This is a genomic window from Escherichia sp. WS2035, from assembly GCF_046487065.1.
Lineage (GTDB): Bacteria > Pseudomonadota > Gammaproteobacteria > Enterobacterales > Enterobacteriaceae > Escherichia > Escherichia coli.
Genome location: NZ_JBJQKD010000002.1, coordinates 25143 through 42489, shown reverse-complemented (window position 1 = coordinate 42489; position 17347 = coordinate 25143). Strand labels below are relative to the sequence as shown.

The window sequence follows — 17347 nt, the reverse complement described above, 5'->3', positions numbered from 1 at the left end:
TATTCTCAGTGCGTTGAAGAAGGTTTCACATGCTGCAACCAGCGTTTTTCAGCTCTACGAAAGAGGCTGATCAGAACATAAGAGATGATTAAATAGAGCACCGCGGCAATGCCGAAAGCGGTAAAAGGTTGATATGTGGCGGCGTTAATATCGCGGGCAATTTTCAGCAGATCCGGCACCGTGGCAGTAAATGCCAGCGCAGTAGAGTGCAGCATCAGGATCACTTCGTTGCTGTATGCCGGTAACGCAATACGCAGCGCAGAAGGCAAAATAATGCAGCGATACATTTTAAAGGTCGAGAAGCCATAGGCTCTGGCGGCTTCAATTTCCCCATGCGGCACTGAACGGATTGCCCCGGCAAAAATCTCGGTAGTGTAAGCGCAGGTGTTAAGCGTCAGCGCCAGCACGGTACAGTTCAGGCCACTGCGAAAAAAGGCGTTAAGGAACTCGGTTCCCTTAACAATCTCCAGCGTGTACATGCCGGAATAGAACACCAGCAACTGAACATACAGCGGCGTACCGCGAAAAATATAGGTAAATAACCAGATTGGAAACTGGATGTATTTATTACTTGAGACGCGACCAATCGCCAGAAACAGCGCCAGAACTCCGCCTATCACTACCGACAAAATCAGCAGCCACAGGGTGATCGCCACGCCAGTAAAGCGATAACCGTCAGTCCACAGCAGTGGTTTCCAGTATTCATGTAAGATTTCGATCACAGGTCAGCCCTCTTCACACCCACGGAGTAGCGGCGCTCAAGGAACAGCAGCACACCATTGGAAACGGTGGTGAAAACAAGATAAATCACGCCGCAGACGATAGCGAAATAGAACGGTTCCCAGGTACTTTTGCCTGCCAGCTGCGTGGCTTTGACCACATCTTCCAGGCCGAGTAACGAAACCAGTGCGGTAGATTTGAGGATCACCTGCCAGTTGTTGCCAATGCCTGGCAGGGCGTAACGCATCATCGCCGGAAACATGATCCGCCGAAACACTTGCCCACGAGTAAAACCGAACGCCGTCGCCGCCTCTATATGTCCTTTCGGCACTGCCATAAACGCGCCACGAAACGTTTCGGTAAAATAAGCACCGTAGATAAAACCGAGAGTGATAATACCTGCGACCATCGGATCAATATCAATCTGCCCGACGCCCATCGCCTCCGTCACCGTGTTTAGCGCAATCTGCAAACCGTAGAAAATCAGCAGCATCAATACTAAATCCGGCACGCCTCGAATCAGCGTGGTGTACCCTTCGAAAATAAGGCCCGAAAGCCGATTTTGTGAGAGCTTACCGCCAGCGCCAATTAAACCGATGATTACAGCGAGCACTACAGAGCTGATAGCCAGCTCCAGCGTGACGAGCGCACCCTGTAAAATAACACTTGAAAACCCATACAACATGCTGCCTGTCCTGTCGTGTGTGGTGAATTACCGCCTCTTGTCTCCCTCCGGTTACCCGAAGGGAGCGGGCTTTCTTTCACCGATGGCGATTAACCACCATAAACATCAAAATCGAAGTACTTTTTCGCTAATTTCTCGTAAGTACCGTCAGCGCGCATTTCGGCAAAGGCTTTGTTCAGTGCCTCGCGCAGTTCGTTATCTTCTTTACGCAGGCCCATGCCGGTCCCTACGCCAAACAGTTTTTCATCTTTAACAGACGGGCCACCGAATTTGTAATCTTTACCGACGGGTTGTTTGAGGAAACCTTCGCTGGCTGCGACCTCATCCTGGAACGCGGCATCAATACGTCCGGCAGTCAGGTCAGAATAAATGTTGTCCTGCCCCTGATAAGAAACGATTTCAATGCCTTTTGGTGCCCAGTGTTCGTTACCGAACGTCTCCTGGGTGGTGCCCTGCAATACGCCTACCCGTTTGCCTTTCAGCGATTCGACTGTCGGCTGAATGTCGGAATTTTTCGCCACCACCAGACGAGAATCGGCTGCGTACAGTTTGTCGGTGAAGGCTATTTCTTGCTGACGTTTTTCCGTAATGGAAAGCGATGACATGATGGCGTCAATCTTCTTCGCTTTTAAGGACGGGATTAACGCATCCAGTGGGTTTTCGACAAACGTACATTGCGTATTGATGCGTTTGCACAACTCCTTGGCCAGATCGATATCGAAGCCAACCAGTTCACCTTGTGAATTTTTTGATTCAAATGGCGCATAGGTCGGATCGGTACCGATGCGGATGTTTTGCGGAATCGCAGCAAATGCTGCAGTTGCGCTGGAGAAGGCCAGAACCAGAGAGAGCGATAGCACCAGTTTTTTCATAATGTCCTCAACTGACAGTCTTTTTATCGGGAATATTTACAGGTTTGTTACACTTATCGTGCCATAAAATTGACCATCAAGGCAAAATATCCCGCCCCGCTAGACGTATTATTTTTCATTAAAAATGCTTAAGTATGCATTTCAATGCACCACGATAGTGCAACAAACCTGGCGTGCACCATGATGATCATTCCATCAGGTACAGCTTCCCTGCGACGTATCAGTCACCGTAGACATTAAAGTCAAAATACTTTTTCGCCATCTTGTCGTAGGTGCCGTCCTGACGCAGCTCGCCAAGCGCCTTATTAAACGCAGCCGTCAGTTCCGCATCATCTTTACGTAGCCCTACACCGGTGCCGTCACCGAAGTATTTTTTGTCTTTCACTGATGGGCCTGCAAAGGCGAAATCTTTACCGGCGGGTTGCTTAAGGAAACCTTCGCTGGCAGCAACTTCATCTTGTAACGCAGCATCCAGACGTCCTGCAGCCAGATCGGAATAGACTAAATCCTGGTTGGCATAGGCCACCACATCCACGCCTTTGCTACGCCAGGTCTCGTTAGCGTAAGCTTCCTGGGTTGATCCCTGCAGCACACCAACATGTTTACCTTTCAGTGAATCCAGCGTTGGCTGAATCGGTGAACCTTTGGCGGCAATCAAACGAGAATCTGCGGCGTACAGCTTGTCGGAGAAAGCAATCTCCTGCTGACGTTTATCGGTAATGGAGAGCGACGAAATAATGGCGTCGATTTTTTTCGCTTTCAGTGAGGGGATCAGCGCGTCAAAGTCGCTGGCAACCCAGGTACATTTCACCTGCATCCGTTTGCACATCTCGTTACCGAGATCGATATCAAAGCCAACAAAGTCACCTTTGGCATCTTTCGATGAGAACGGTGCGTAGGTGGTATCGGTTCCGATACGTACCGTCTCCGGTAGCGCCGCATAGCTGGAAGCCGCTGCGGAGAGACCGACTAACAAAGACAGAGCGAGAATCGACTTCTTCATACATAACCCTCAAGTGAAAATGGCTTTTTTATGTTGTGTATTGTGTTGTGTGTTTGCAGGCTCTTTCATGCAGGTCTTATGCCATCTTGACGACAGCAGTAACATTCAACGTTAAATATGTTAATAAGAAGTTGCATTATTGTCCTAAAGTTGAAGATAGCAGGTATAGCGGTTGAATCGCAGCGTTTCGATTGAATGGCAGAAACAAAATGTCGAGGATTTGATCGCGGTTGCAAAATTGCCCTGAAACAGGGCAACAGCGGAGTTATGCGCCCTGCCAGCGGGCAAAGAGATCTTCAGGAAGGGTTACCGCAAACTGGTCAAGAACACGATTAACCGTCTGATTTATCACATCATCAAGGGATTGTGGGCGATGATAAAACGCCGGAACGGGAGGCATAATCACCGCACCGATTTCTGCCGCCTGAGTCATTAAACGCAGATGGCCTAAGTGCAGTGGCGTTTCACGCACGCAGAGCACCAACGGGCGACGCTCTTTCAGCACCACATCTGCCGCACGGGTCAGTAAGCCATCAGTATAGCTATGGACAATGCCGGACAGGGTTTTGATTGAACAGGGTAAAATCACCATCCCCAACGTCTGGAAAGAACCGGAAGAAATGCTGGCAGCAATATCGCGCGCATCGTGTGTCACATCAGCTAACGCCTGCACTTCGCGCAGGGAAAAATCCGTTTCGAGGGATAAGGTCTGGCGCGCCGCCTGGCTCATTACCAGATGCGTTTCGATATCTGTGACATCGCGCAGAACCTGTAATAAACGCACGCCATAAATCGCGCCGCTGGCACCGCTGATGCCTACAATGAGTCGTTTCATAAATAGTTGCCCTGTCAGACTTGCAGGCAGACTTTGCAGGATTTCGGCGGGAGTTGCAAGTCAGGGTGCCAGACCGGCACCCTGAGCGAAGGCATCATCCTTCGTTATGCATTTCGAGATTTTCCACTTCGTTCTGACGTTGCACTGCTTTGGCGTCGTCATTACGTAAAGTATCGAGGAAATCGAGGTAGCCCTGATCAACGTCTTTGGTGACGTAGACGCCGTTGAACACCGAGCATTCAAACTGCTGGATATCCGGGTTTTCAGCGCGAACGGCTTCGATCAGATCGTTCAGATCCTGGAAAATCAACCCGTCAGCACCGATGATCTGGCGAATTTCATCTACTTCGCGACCGTGAGCGATCAGTTCCGTGGCGCTCGGCATATCGATACCGTAAACGTTCGGGAAGCGAATTTCCGGTGCCGCAGAAGCGAGGTACACTTTCTTCGCTCCGGCTTCGCGTGCCATCTCGATAATCTGCTCAGAAGTGGTGCCACGGACGATAGAGTCGTCGACCAGCAGGACGTTTTTATCGCGGAACTCGGCGCGGTTGGCGTTCAGTTTACGGCGCACGGACTTACGACGCAGCTGCTGACCCGGCATGATGAAGGTGCGGCCAACATAGCGGTTTTTAACGAAGCCCTGGCGGTACGGTTTGCCCAGAATACGCGCAATTTCCAGCGCGATATCGCAGGAAGTTTCCGGGATCGGGATCACCACGTCGATATCCAGATCTTCCCATTCGCGGGCAATTTTCTCGCCCAGCTTCGTGCCCATATTCACACGCGCGCTGTAAACGGAAATTTTGTCGATGAACGAGTCCGGGCGAGCAAAGTATACATACTCAAACAGGCACGGATTGCTGACCGGATTGTCAGCACACTGACGGGTAAACAACTGCCCTTCTTCAGTGATGTAAATCGCTTCGCCAGGGGCGACATCACGCAGGAACTCAAAGCCCAGCGTATCGAGCGCAACGCTTTCGGAAGCGACCATATATTCTGTGCGATTATCGTCAATATCACGTTTGCCCAGTACAAGCGGACGAATCCCGTTAGGATCGCGGAAAGCAACCATACCGTGGCCGATAATCATCACCACACAGGCATACGCGCCGCGGATTAAGCGGTTTGTAGCAGCGATGGCGGCGAAAATGTTGTCGGCTTCCAGCGGGTAGTGGCGGAAGTTGTCCAGCTCGCTGGCGAAGATATTAAGCAGAATTTCCGAGTCGGAAGTGGTGTTGATGTGGCGGCGTTTTTCTTCAAACAGTTTTTTACGCAACTCGTGAGCGTTGGTCAGATTGCCGTTGTGGGCAAGCGTAATGCCATACGGAGAGTTAACGTAAAACGGCTGCGCTTCAGAGGCGCTGGAGCTGCCAGCCGTAGGGTAACGCACATGACCAATGCCCATATTGCCCTGCAAACGCTGCATATGGCGAGCTTCAAATACATCGCTCACCAGCCCGTTCGCTTTCCGCAAACGGAAGCAGTTATTGGCATCTATGGTGATGATGCCGGCGGCATCCTGACCGCGATGCTGAAGCACCGTTAAGGCATCATAAATCGACTGGTTAACCGGCATAACACCGGCGATACCGACAATACCGCACATACGTCTTTTTCCTCGTTAAGCCACATCTCAGAGCACTTACGCTCTGGGCAAGAAACTTGACGAGCTTTGCAGATAATCAAAAAACCATCTGATGATAAAACTGAACTGCGGGATCAGCTGTGATTTGCTCCAGTCTTCGCTTTTCGACACCCCGGTAAAGGAGTCGAGAAAGAAGAGAATGGCAGCAACAATCAACACACCGCGCAAGGCACCGAAACAGACGCCCAACACCCGATCGGTGCCTGACAACCCCGTTTTCTCCACCAACTGGCCTATCACGAAGTTCACGATAGCACCAACGATCAGGGTAGCGATAAACAGTACCGCGATGGCAATCCCATTTCGAACCAGTTCGTCTTCAAAGCCCGTAAACCAGACTGACAGGTAAGTGTAGTAATGACTGGCAACAAAGAAAGCACAACCCCATGTCACCAGCGATAACGCTTCACGAACAAAGCCGCGGATCAGGCTAACCAGAGAGGAAAAAGCAATCACCGCGATTATGGCGTAATCAATCCAGACCATATGTGTCCCACGATTTTACGCCCTGTCATCCTGTTCGGGGCGCATTCTAACAGAAAAAGAAAACGTTTGCGTAGGGATTTCCTTCCCGCGCATCAATAAAAATGGCGCTGAAAAAATATTCAACGCCATCGACTTTTTATGCCTTTGCGGCATCGGGCAATGCGTGTCGGATGCGGCGTGAACGCCTTATCCGACCTACGGCTCTACCCCTGCACAGGCCTGATAAGACGCACTGGCGTCACATCAGGCAACGGCTGTCGGATGCAGCGTGAACGCCTTATCCGACCTACGGTTCTACCCCTGCACAGGCCTGATAAGACGCGCTGGCGTCGCATCAGGCAACGGCTGTCGGATGCGGCGTGAACGCCTTATCCGACCTACGGTTCTACCCCTGCACAGGCCTGATAAGATGCGCCAGCGTCGCATCAGGCAAAACCGTATTAATTCGGTGTATAGCCCATTACCACACCACTTAAGCCAGAAAGCTGCTTGAGCTCACCCAGCGATCCTTTCAGCTTCTCTTTGGAAGCATCTGGCCCAACCAGAATACGGGTAATTTTACCCTGCACTGGCGTGGATGGCGACGTATAAACCCGATAACCGGCACCGCGCAGCTTACCGACAATCTCATTCACTTTATCGGCATTTTTCAGCGCGCCCAGTTGCACAACATAGGCTTTACCCGTTGGCGCTGCTTTTTCTTCCACGACCGGCTTCGGTTCTGGCTTCGGCGCAGGTGGTGCTTCAACCTTCGGTTTAGGCGACTCCACCGGTTTCGGCTTCGGTGGGACGACCGGTGCAGGTTCCGGTTCAAACTCGGTGTTATTGGCTGTAATAGTGGCCGGATCGAGCGACGGTGCTGCGGCATCGCCTGCCCGCACCTCTTCCGCTGCGCCTTCCGGCGGCTGCGTCGGCAACGCCTGGGTGGCGGCTGGCATCATATCAGGCTCATCGCGATCGCCCGCTTTCGGCACCAGCGGGATAGCCGCGAACTCATCCTGATAATGTTTTTTCTGCCCGTCCAGCAGCCCTGGAAGTACAATCACCCCCAGCGCCACCAGCACGATCGTGCCCACTAACCGATTCTGAAACTTACTTGCCACCGCTTCTCCTCGCGTCAATCACTTCCATGACATGTGCGACCGTGTGGAACGAACCACACACCAGCACGGTGTCTTCCGCTTTAGCGTCCGCCATTGCGGCATCCCATGCCTGCGCAACGCTATCAAATGATTTGCCGTTACCCAAATGCTCAAGCAGTTGTTCTGCCGTGGCACCGCGCGGCCCTTCCAGTGGCGCACAATACCAGTCATCAACCACGCTTTTCAACCAGGCCAGAGTTCCGGCAATATCTTTATCATGTAGCATACCGATAACCGCCAGCACGCGCCCGTTTTTCGGTAGCGCTTTCATACGCCCGGTGAGATATTCCGCCGCATGTGGATTATGCGCGACATCAAAAATAACGCGTGGCGACTCGCTCACAATCTGGAAACGTCCCGGCAAAATTGCGCTGGCAATCCCGTCGCGAATGGCATTTTCACTGACCTCCAGCCCGCTGGCACGCAGTGCCGCCAGCGCCGTTGCGGCATTCGGTTGCGGGACAAGCGGCAACGGCAGATTTTCCAGCGTGCCGTGAGCATCGCTAAACGTCCAGTCATGATCGGTGACGGAATAGTTCCACTCAACGCCCCGACGTTGTAGCAGTGCACCTTTTTCCTGCCCCACATCAGCAATGGTAGAAGGCATTTCCGGCTCACCGACAATTGCCGGTTTTTCGCTGCGAAAGATACCTGCTTTCTCGCGACCAATACTTTCGCGATCTGGCCCCAGCCAGTCGGTATGATCCAGCGCAATACTGGTTACTACCGCGACATCGGCATCGACAATATTGGTTGCGTCCAGACGACCGCCCAGCCCTACTTCCAGAATCACTACGTCAAGTTGTGCCTGCTTGAACAGCCACAATGCCGACAGCGTACCGTACTCGAAATAGGTCAGGGAAATATCACCGCGTGCCGATTCAATCTCCGCAAAAGAAGCGGTGTGGGCCGATTCCGGCAATTCCTGCCCCTGCACACGTACGCGCTCGGTATAACGCACCAGATGCGGCGAACTGTAGACGCCCACTTTGTACCCTGCCGCCATCAGAATCGACTCCAGCGTACGGCAGGTGGTGCCTTTGCCATTCGTACCCGCAACGGTAAACACAAATGGCGCTGGTTTCAGAACGCCAAGACGCGCCGCGACCTGGCTCACGCGCTCAAGGCCGAGATCGATAGTTTTACTGTGCAGGTTTTCCAGATAAGAAAGCCACGAAGCCAGAGGCGACGCGGCTTGAGGAGTGCGTTTGATAATCATGGTATCCGCTGATTCGTTACGGTGAGAATAGCAAAAGGGCAGAGCCAGTGGCCCTGCCCTTATCAGTTATCAGGCCTCAGGTTCCTGATCCGGTACCGGTGGCACCACTACGCCTTCACGCGGCGCTTCAGGATTCGGCGCTGGCAGATTCATCAACTTCGCCAGAATGCTCGCCAGTTTCAGACGCATTTCCGGACGACGGACGATCATGTCGATCGCGCCTTTCTCGATCAGGAATTCACTGCGCTGGAATCCTGGCGGCAGTTTTTCGCGAACAGTCTGTTCGATAACACGCGGACCGGCAAAGCCAATTAACGCTTTCGGTTCAGCGATGTTGAGATCGCCCAGCATGGCGAAACTTGCAGAAACACCGCCCATGGTCGGGTCGGTCAGCACGGAGATGTACGGCAAGCCGCGCTCCTGCATTTTTGCCAGTGCCGCAGAGGTTTTCGCCATCTGCATCAGCGACATCAGTGCTTCCTGCATACGTGCGCCACCAGAGGCGGAGAAGCAGATCAGTGGGCAGTTATCTTCCAGCGCCTGCTCAACGGCACGCACGAAACGCGCACCTACCACAGACCCCATGGAACCGCCCATAAAGGCGAACTCGAATGCCGCAGCGACAACCGGCATTCCATACAGAGTGCCTTTCATCACCACCAGCGCATCTTTTTCGCCGGTTTCTTTCTGCGCAGATGCCAGACGGTCTTTATACTTCTTGGAGTCACGAAACTTCAGCACATCTTTCGGCTCAAGCTCGCTACCCAGCTCCACAAGGCTTCCTTCATCTAACAGGCTATGCAGGCGATTACGCGCTGTCATACGCATGTGATGGTCACACTTCGGACAGACCTCAAGATTACGTTCCAGCTCAGCGCGGTATAAAACCTGACCGCAGCTATCACACTTAGTCCACACCCCTTCAGGAATGCTCGCCTTGCGGGTGGGAGTAATGTTGCTTTTAATTCGTTCAATCCAGCTCATTAGGGACCTTTCTGTCTGAACCTGGTTCGATGCCAGTTTTATCTTTGGGGACGCATAATGCCATTTTTGCCCCCAACAGACCATGAATGTTGCACATTAAAACATAACAGCCCGAAACTTTGGATAAAAAAGTGGTCGAACCGCAGAGTTACTTTTTATTTTGCGGCGCGTGCCGCTGCGCGTTTGTGGCGAATAAATTCGAAAACACCTGGCAATATTGAAACAAAAATAATGCCAACAATCATCAGTTTAAGGTTGCTCTGAATGAAGGGGAGCGTGCCGAAGAAATAGCCTGCGTAGGTAAAAAGCAGTACCCACAACAGTGCGCCAATCACGTTATAAGCGGCGAAATGACGGTACGACATGTGGCCCATTCCCGCAACAAACGGGGCGAACGTTCTGACGATCGGCACAAAACGGGCGAGAATAATCGTTTTGCCGCCATGTTTCTCATAAAACTGATGGGTTTTGTCGAGATAACTGCGACGGAAAATTTTCGAATTGGGATTACTGAATAACTTTTCACCGAACAACCGCCCGATAGTGTAATTGACCGCGTCACCCACAATCGCGGCGATCAGCATCAGCACCACCATCATATGGACGTTGAGATCGTTGGTCTCCAGTGATGCCAACGCTCCGGCAACAAACAGCAATGAATCACCCGGTAAAAACGGCGTTACCACCAGACCGGTTTCACAGAACAAAATTAAGAACAAAATGGCATAAACCCAGACGCCGTACTCCGCGACCAGCTCTGCCAGATGCACGTCAATGTGCAGGATAAAATCGATGAGGAAATAAATCAGGTCCATATTTGCCTATGCCTTGTACTCGTCATCTATCAGGCTGTAACTACGTTGGCTACAGCCTGAAATGTTCCGAGCATTATTCTCGTTAGTCCGCCAGAAATAGCGGGCCCATTGGCGGTTTTGGAAGATCATATCGGTCAGGGTAATCCACCGCGACCAGATATAGCCCTTCCGCTTTTGCCGTTGCTGCCGCCAGCGTTCTGTCCTTTGCCGCCAGCAACTCTGCTATCCAGCTCTCCGGCTGGTTGTGGGCACCGACTTCCATCAGGCTGCCGACAATATTCCTGACCATATGATGTACAAAGGCATTCGCTTTGATATCTACCACCACATAAGGACCGTGACGCGTGACATTAATATGCATAACGTTGCGCCACGGGGTCCGGGACTGGCACTGCACCGCACGGAACGAGGTGAAATCATTCTCGCCCAGCAAACATTGCGCAGCCCGATGCATCCGTTCAGCGTCCAGCGGTTCGTAAAAATGGGTTACCCCTTTACTCAGTACCGCCGGGCGCAGCCGATGATTGTAGATGATGTAGCGATAACGGCGAGCCGTGGCGCTAAATCGGGCATGAAAATCATCAGGTACAGCTTTAACCCAACGCACGGCGATGTCACCAGGTAAATTCGCATTTACGCCCAACGTCCACGCAGCGTCTTTGCGCTGCGCGGTCGTTTCGAAATGCACAACCTGCCCGGTACCGTGTACACCGGCGTCAGTACGCCCGGCGCAGAAGACGGTGATGGGTTCGTTCGCCACCTGGGAGAGCGCCTTTTCCAGCTTCTCCTGCACACTGCGGACTTCATTCTGCCGTTGCCAGCCGTAATACCTACTGCCGTCGTACTCAATGCCCAGCGCAATTTTATAAACTGGCGGTTGTTGCTGGTCGGACATTAGTACAGATACTCCTGCACCAGTTTCTCGGCAATTTTTACTGCCATCAGCGCGCCGCCAAAGCGAACGTTATCGGCCACCGACCAGAACTGAACTTGCTCCGGCATACCGTAGTCATTACGTACGCAGCCAACAGAAAGATGCGGCGTACCAGAAGCATCCCCTACCTGAGTCGGGAATTCGTTCTCTTCAGAGAGCACAATATCTTCGCCCTGAGCAAACGCATCACGCGCTTCTTCTGCCGCCAGCGGACGCAGTGCTTCAAAGTTGACCATCTGGGCATGACCGTAGAATACCGGTGCCTGGACGACGCTTGCCGAAATCATCAGCCCTTCGTCCTGCAGGATTTTGCGTACTTCGTCAACGATACGACGTTCTTCACGCACGCTACCTTCGCTATCCGGCAGTAACGGCAGCATGTTGAACGCCAGCTGACGCCCGAAGAAATCTTCTTCGTCAATCGGAATGCCATTGAGTAATTTAGCACTCTGCCCCGCTAACGCATCGACCGCTTTTTTGCCCTGGGCGGAGGCTGAAATCAGGCTGGTAACGCTGATACGTGATAAACCGCCCTGATCAATTAGCGGTTTCAGTGCCGCCAGCAGCTGGCTGGTCAGACTGTCTGGTACGGCGATGACATTCCGGTTGCGGTAATCGGTCAGTACAAACGGGTTTACTTCCGGCACCACCAGCGGTACGTCGGGTTCGAGAGCAAACAATCCGCTGCTGTCGATCACCAGACAACCTGAGTTGGTCGCTTCTTCAACCCAGGCAGCGGTAGCCTCTTTGCCTGCGACAAAAAATGCCAGCTGCGCCTGCGTCCAGTCGAATTCAGCAGCATCCTGCACGGTGATTGTCTTACCACCAAAGCGCAGTTGTTCGCCTGCGCTTTCGTTACGTGCCAGTGCATAAATTTCCCCAACCGGGAACTGACGTTCAGCCAGCGTTTCAAGCAGGGCTTCGCCCACAGCGCCAGTTGCGCCCAGGACGGCAATGTTCCAGCCTTCAGACATGGTGGTTTACTCCAGAAATAGCAAAGCTCCCTGCCAATATTACAGCAGAGAGCATGAAGAAGAGATTAACGTGCCGGATGATGAACGGCGTTAAAACCCAGTTTACACAGCAATGATGCCGCGCTGGCGTCATCACAAATCACATACAGAGATGACCATTCACGGCGCTCAAGATAGTTTTTGCGCAGCTTATCGAACTCACCCGGTATTCCGGCGACTTTACGCAGCGGTGCGTCATCGCGGCGCACATCATACACCAAATGCACCAGCCTTTTTAGCGTCGGTTGATCGAGCGGACCATGCAGCGTAATGCGGCCAAACTCTGGCGCGGGCAGCAACGTATCCAGCGCAACGTGTTGTTCATGCCCAATAAGCTTGCTATAGGCTTCAAACACTTGCGTAGTACCGCGTGCTTTACCTTCCAGGGTATAGCCTGCGATATGCGGTGTGCCGATATCCACTTTTTTCAGCAATTCCACGTTGAGTTCCGGTTCGCCTTCCCAGACATCCAGCACTACGCTTAACTTCTGGCCTTCGTTCAGACAGGTCAATAGGGCAGTATTATCGACGACTGCGCCACGGCAGGCGTTAATCAGAATCGCTCCTGGTTTCAGGCTACGGATCAGTTTTTCATCCGCCAGATGCAGCGTTTTGTACGGCCCGTCTTTGAAGAGTGGCGTATGGAAAGTCAGAATATCCGCATGCTGAACTAATTCATCCAGCGAGCGGAAATCCCCCTCATCCCCGCGGTCGGCGCGAGGCGGATCGCAAAGCAAGGTTGTAATCCCTAACGCTTCCAGTCGCGCCTGTAAACGGCGACCAACGTTACCAACGCCCACGATCCCCACTGTACGGTCGTGCAGTGAAAATCCATCGCGTTCGGCAAGCATCAGCAGTGAGGAGAAAACATATTCCACCACCGCAATCGCATTACAGCCAGGTGCAGCGGAAAAACCAATTCCCGCCTGCTTTAACCATGCTTCATCGACATGGTCGGTCCCCGCGGTGGCAGTGCCAACAAATTTAATGGGTTTTCCTGCCAGCAAAGATTCATTCACTTTCGTGACCGAACGCACCATAAGCGCATCCGCGTCTGCCAGTTGAGCGACAGGAATTGGACGCCCGGGAACCGCGGTCACCTCACCCAAACGGCTAAATAAGTCGCGGGCATAAGGCATATTTTCATCAACAAGGATTTTCACGTTTGTGTTACCTGTATGAGACGAGAGTTAACCAGACAAGTGTGCCATAATCTCGCGGCCAGGCATACTTGCGAAGATTTCAGGTATAAGGATACGTAATGATACAACCTATTTCCGGCCCTCCTCCTGGGCAACCACCAGGCCAGGGAGATAACCTGCCGTCTGGCGCGGGCAATCAGCCTTTATCCAGTCAGCAACGTACTTCGCTGGAAAGCTTAATGACGAAAGTGACCTCACTGACGCAACAACAAAGAGCAGAACTGTGGGCGGGTATCAGGCACGATATTGGTCTGTCGGGAGATTCACCGCTGCTTTCGCGTCACTTCCCTGCCGCTGAGCACAATCTGGCGCAACGTCTGCTGGCCGCGCAAAAAAGCCATTCTGCCCGCCAGCTTTTAGCGCAATTAGGGGAGTATTTACGTCTGGGGAATAATCGTCAGGCGGTCACGGATTATATCCGTCATAACTTTGGTCAGACGCCGCTGAATCAGCTCTCACCGGAGCAATTAAAGACCATTCTCACCCTGTTGCAGGAAGGGAAGATGGTTATTCCGCAACCTCAGCAGCGCGAGGCGACCGACCGTCCGTTATTACCGGCGGAGCACAATGCGCTCAAACAGCTGGTGACCAAACTTGCGGCGGCAACGGGAGAACCCAGCAAGCAGATCTGGCAATCGATGCTGGAACTTTCCGGGGTGAAAGATGGCGAGTTAATTCCAGCGAAACTGTTTAACCATCTGGTGACCTGGCTACAGGCGCGTCAGACGCTAAGCCAGCAAAATACGCCGACGCTGGAATCACTCCAGATGGCGCTAAAACAACCTTTAGATGCCAGTGAACTGGCGGCGTTATCGGCATATATCCAGCAAAAATATGGCCTTTCTGCGCAATCATCGCTTTCTTCTGCCCAGGCCGAGGATATTCTTAATCAGCTTTATCAACGGCGGGTTAAAGGGATTGAGCCGCGTGATATGCAACCGCTGCTTAATCCTTTTCCACCGATGATGGACACGTTGCAAAATATGGCAACGCGTCCCGCGCTGTGGATACTGTTAGTCGCGATTATCCTGATGCTGGTCTGGCTGGTTCGTTAGCCCCGACGAAATGACAGTATCGTGACAATAATTCCCAGCACCGCAGAGATCGCCCCGGCAAGAAATACCGAAGAGTAACCAAACGTGGTCGCCAGCATTCCCGCCAGCGGCCCGGAGACGCCGAGGGCGATATCCTGAAACGCGGCGTAACCGCCCAGTGCGGTGCCGCGAACTTGTGAGGGGACGCGTTTAACCACCTCCACGCCCAGCGCAGGAAAGATAAGCGAACATCCGGCTCCGGTTAACGCCGCGCCCGCTAATGCGACCCACGCACCAGGGGCTTGCCAGAGCAGCAACAAGCCCACCGTTTCTACAAGCAGAGAGACGATCGCCACTTTCACGCCGCCAAAACGGTCCGGCATCCAGCCAAACATGACGCGCATCACGACAAATGCGCCGCCAAACGCGGTAAGAGTAAAGCCCGCCATCGCCCATCCTTTACTGGCAAAGTAGAGCGAAACGAAAGTCCCGATAACCGCAAAACCAACGCCTTGTAGTGCCAGACCTAACCCTGGTTTCCAGATAAGCCCGACAACGCTCCACAGCGATGGACGTTCTCCCGCCAGGGCCGGTACTTTGCGCACTGTGCCGTTACAGGCCCACGCCAGTAAGGGTAATGCCATTGTGGTGAGCGCCAGTGCGGCAAAACCGTAATGGCTATGAATCAACAGGCCAAGCGGCGCACCAACAGCGAGGGCACCGTAAATCGCCATTCCGTTCCATGACATCACTTTGCCGGAATGTTTTGGCCCAACGATGCCTAATCCCCAGGTCAGAGCGCCCGTCAGTAACTGGCTTTCACCAAAGCCAAGAATCAAACGCCCGACGACCAACAGGGCAAATTTGAACGGTGCGGAGACGGGCAAAATCGCCGCCAACAGCAGCGCGCCGCCAGCCAGACCACAAGCTAACATCCCCTGAAGCGCCGAACGTTTTGCGCCATATTGATCGGCCAGTCGCCCGGCGTAACCACGCGTCAGCACCGTAGCCAGAAACTGAATGCCGACGGCAATACCGACCATGGTGTTGCCATAGCCCAGTTCATGATGAACAAACAGCGGGATAACCGGCAACGGCAGCCCTACGGTCATGTAGGTGAGAAAAACCGCAAAAGCGATGCGGAAGAGCGAAAAATTGGCAGAAGATCGTGTTTCGGTTTGGCTTACAGCAGTCATGCATTACTCCAGAATGCAGCGCAAGGCGAGGAATTTCCCCGTCTCATCTCTCTGGTTTCAGGGTTACGGTGCGTTGGCAGGATTTAACGCGTACGTCTTTTCAGAAGGAAATCGACAAAGCGGGAAGTTTGCCTGGAACAGGCGGCGATTGTCAATAATGTGAAAAAGGGAACCATCAGGTTCCCTTTTGCGTTAGTGTCGGATGCCGCATTGGCGCGTAATGTCGGATGCGACGCTGGCGCGTCTTATCCGACCTACTCCGAATTAATCTTTCAGCTTGCGCATTACCAGCGTGGCGTTGGTGCCGCCGAAGCCGAAGCTGTTAGACATAACTGTGGTCAGTTCGCGATCGGTCGTTTCGGTCACGATGTTCAGACCCGCAGCCTGCTCGTCCAGCTCTTCAATGTTGATGCTCGGGGCGATAAAACCGTGTTCCAGCATCAGCAGAGAGTAGATAGCTTCCTGTACGCCAGCAGCGCCCAGAGAGTGACCGGTCATTGCTTTGGTTGCAGAAATCGCCGGGCTCTTATCGCCGAACACTTCACGGATAGCTGCCAGTTCTTTCACGTCGCCAACCGGAGTCGAAGTACCATGAGAGTTCAGGTAGTCGATTGGGGTATCAACACCGTGCATCGCCATCTTCATGCAGCGCACTGCACCTTCGCCAGACGGAGCAACCATGTCTGCGCCATCAGAGGTTGCGCCGTAGCCAACGATTTCAGCATAGATGTGAGCACCACGCGCCAGCGCGTGTTCCAGCTCTTCAACCACTACCATACCGCCACCGCCAGCGATAACGAAACCGTCACGGTGAGCGTCGTAAGTACGGGAGGCTTTTTCCGGGGTGTCGTTGTATTTAGTAGACAGCGCACCCATCGCGTCGAATTCGCAAGCCATTTCCCAGCACAGCTCTTCGCCGCCGCCAGCAAACACGATGTCCTGTTTGCCCAGTTGGATCTGCTCTACTGCGTTACCGATACAGTGTGCGGAAGTCGCACACGCGGAGCTGATGGAGTAGTTAACGCCGTGAATTTTAAACGGCGTGGCGAGGCAGGCAGAAACGCCGGATGCCATCGCTTTGGTGACCACATACGGGCCAACCGCTTTCAGGCCGCGCGGGCCGCGCATTGCGTCAGCGCCGAAAACCTGGAAACGCGGGGAGCCGCCGCCGGAACCTGCAATCAGGCCAACGCGCGGGTTATTCTGGTAAGCTTCCGGGGAGAGGCCAGCATCAGCAATTGCCTGCTCCATAGAAAGGAATGCATAAATGGATGCGTCGCTCATAAAGCGCACAACTTTGCGGTCAATGAGGCCAGTGGTATCCAGTTTTACGTTGCCCCAGACGTGGCTACGCATGCCGGAATCCTTCAGCTCCTGAGAGAAAGTGATCCCTGAACGTCCTTCACGCAGAGATGCCAGGACTTCCTGCTGGTTATTACCGATGCTGGAAACAATGCCCAGGCCAGTAATCACTGCACGTTTCATTCAATACCTCTGTAAGTCGCACATAGAGTAAGTTTCGAATGCACAATAGCGTACACTTGTACGCCGAACAA

General features: G+C 53.0%; 17 protein-coding genes. 1 reads left to right on the top strand and 16 read right to left on the bottom strand.

Translation table 11 applies throughout. The features are described from left to right. Positions 1–5: 5 nt before the first annotated feature. From ACJHX4_RS05015 to pdxB, 14 genes are all read right to left on the bottom strand, one after another. Positions 6–722, bottom strand: a complete 717-nt coding sequence (locus tag ACJHX4_RS05015) for an ABC transporter permease (protein ID WP_000569958.1) — start codon at positions 720–722, stop codon at positions 6–8. After that, positions 719–1405, bottom strand: coding sequence for a histidine ABC transporter permease HisQ (hisQ, locus tag ACJHX4_RS05010; RefSeq protein ID WP_000965530.1), 687 nt, complete (start codon positions 1403–1405; stop codon positions 719–721). Before hisQ ends, ACJHX4_RS05015 begins: the two co-directional genes overlap by 4 nt. An 89-nt stretch (positions 1406–1494) precedes the next feature. After that, positions 1495–2277, bottom strand: a complete 783-nt coding sequence (gene hisJ, locus ACJHX4_RS05005; protein WP_000737621.1) for a histidine ABC transporter substrate-binding protein HisJ — start codon at positions 2275–2277, stop codon at positions 1495–1497. 220 nt (positions 2278–2497) lie between these two features. Beyond that, the gene (gene argT / locus ACJHX4_RS05000; protein ID WP_000748258.1) at positions 2498–3280 is read right to left on the bottom strand and encodes a lysine/arginine/ornithine ABC transporter substrate-binding protein ArgT; all 783 of its coding nucleotides are present in this window, start codon (positions 3278–3280) and stop codon (positions 2498–2500) included. A gap of 265 nt (positions 3281–3545) precedes the next feature. Next, positions 3546–4115, bottom strand: a complete 570-nt coding sequence (ubiX, locus tag ACJHX4_RS04995) for a flavin prenyltransferase UbiX (RefSeq protein WP_000825701.1) — start codon at positions 4113–4115, stop codon at positions 3546–3548. Between the two features lie 94 nt (positions 4116–4209). Continuing rightward, the gene (gene purF, locus ACJHX4_RS04990) at positions 4210–5727 is read right to left on the bottom strand and encodes an amidophosphoribosyltransferase (protein WP_000334229.1); all 1518 of its coding nucleotides are present in this window, start codon (positions 5725–5727) and stop codon (positions 4210–4212) included. A 36-nt stretch (positions 5728–5763) separates the two neighbouring features. Continuing rightward, positions 5764–6252, bottom strand: a complete 489-nt coding sequence (gene cvpA, locus ACJHX4_RS04985; protein ID WP_000262113.1) for a colicin V production protein — start codon at positions 6250–6252, stop codon at positions 5764–5766. A 440-nt stretch (positions 6253–6692) separates the two neighbouring features. Next, positions 6693–7355, bottom strand: coding sequence for a cell division protein DedD (gene dedD / locus ACJHX4_RS04980; RefSeq protein WP_332279019.1), 663 nt, complete (start codon positions 7353–7355; stop codon positions 6693–6695). Beyond that, positions 7345–8613 (bottom strand): bifunctional tetrahydrofolate synthase/dihydrofolate synthase, encoded by a 1269-nt coding sequence (folC, locus tag ACJHX4_RS04975; protein ID WP_000584587.1) that lies wholly within the window; start codon positions 8611–8613, stop codon positions 7345–7347. The genes dedD and folC overlap by 11 nt, the downstream gene beginning before the upstream one ends. 69 nt (positions 8614–8682) lie before the next feature. Continuing rightward, positions 8683–9597: an acetyl-CoA carboxylase, carboxyltransferase subunit beta gene (gene accD, locus ACJHX4_RS04970; RefSeq protein WP_000118404.1), complete on the bottom strand. Its 915-nt coding sequence runs from the start codon at positions 9595–9597 to the stop codon at positions 8683–8685. 155 nt (positions 9598–9752) lie between these two features. After that, the gene (locus tag ACJHX4_RS04965; RefSeq protein ID WP_000364337.1) at positions 9753–10412 is read right to left on the bottom strand and encodes a DedA family protein; all 660 of its coding nucleotides are present in this window, start codon (positions 10410–10412) and stop codon (positions 9753–9755) included. An 82-nt stretch (positions 10413–10494) separates the two neighbouring features. After that, positions 10495–11307, bottom strand: a complete 813-nt coding sequence (truA, locus tag ACJHX4_RS04960) for a tRNA pseudouridine(38-40) synthase TruA (protein WP_001283598.1) — start codon at positions 11305–11307, stop codon at positions 10495–10497. After that, positions 11307–12320 (bottom strand): aspartate-semialdehyde dehydrogenase, encoded by a 1014-nt coding sequence (locus ACJHX4_RS04955; RefSeq protein ID WP_001289165.1) that lies wholly within the window; start codon positions 12318–12320, stop codon positions 11307–11309. Before ACJHX4_RS04955 ends, truA begins: the two co-directional genes overlap by 1 nt. Positions 12321–12385: 65 nt before the next feature. Continuing rightward, a complete protein-coding gene (gene pdxB, locus ACJHX4_RS04950) occupies positions 12386–13522 on the bottom strand; it encodes a 4-phosphoerythronate dehydrogenase PdxB (protein ID WP_000699128.1) in 1137 nt (378 codons plus the stop codon). A 98-nt stretch (positions 13523–13620) separates the two neighbouring features. Between pdxB and flk the strand changes: the two genes are divergently transcribed. Continuing rightward, positions 13621–14616, top strand: coding sequence for a flagella biosynthesis regulator Flk (flk, locus tag ACJHX4_RS04945; protein ID WP_000615816.1), 996 nt, complete (start codon positions 13621–13623; stop codon positions 14614–14616). On the opposite strand, the gene ACJHX4_RS04940 is transcribed toward flk, so the two are convergent. Beyond that, positions 14613–15791, bottom strand: coding sequence for an arabinose transporter (locus ACJHX4_RS04940; protein ID WP_000127789.1), 1179 nt, complete (start codon positions 15789–15791; stop codon positions 14613–14615). The two genes, flk and ACJHX4_RS04940, sit on opposite strands and share 4 nt — an antisense overlap. 264 nt (positions 15792–16055) lie before the next feature. Next, positions 16056–17276: a beta-ketoacyl-ACP synthase I gene (gene fabB / locus ACJHX4_RS04935; protein WP_000817178.1), complete on the bottom strand. Its 1221-nt coding sequence runs from the start codon at positions 17274–17276 to the stop codon at positions 16056–16058. Positions 17277–17347 lie beyond the last annotated feature (71 nt).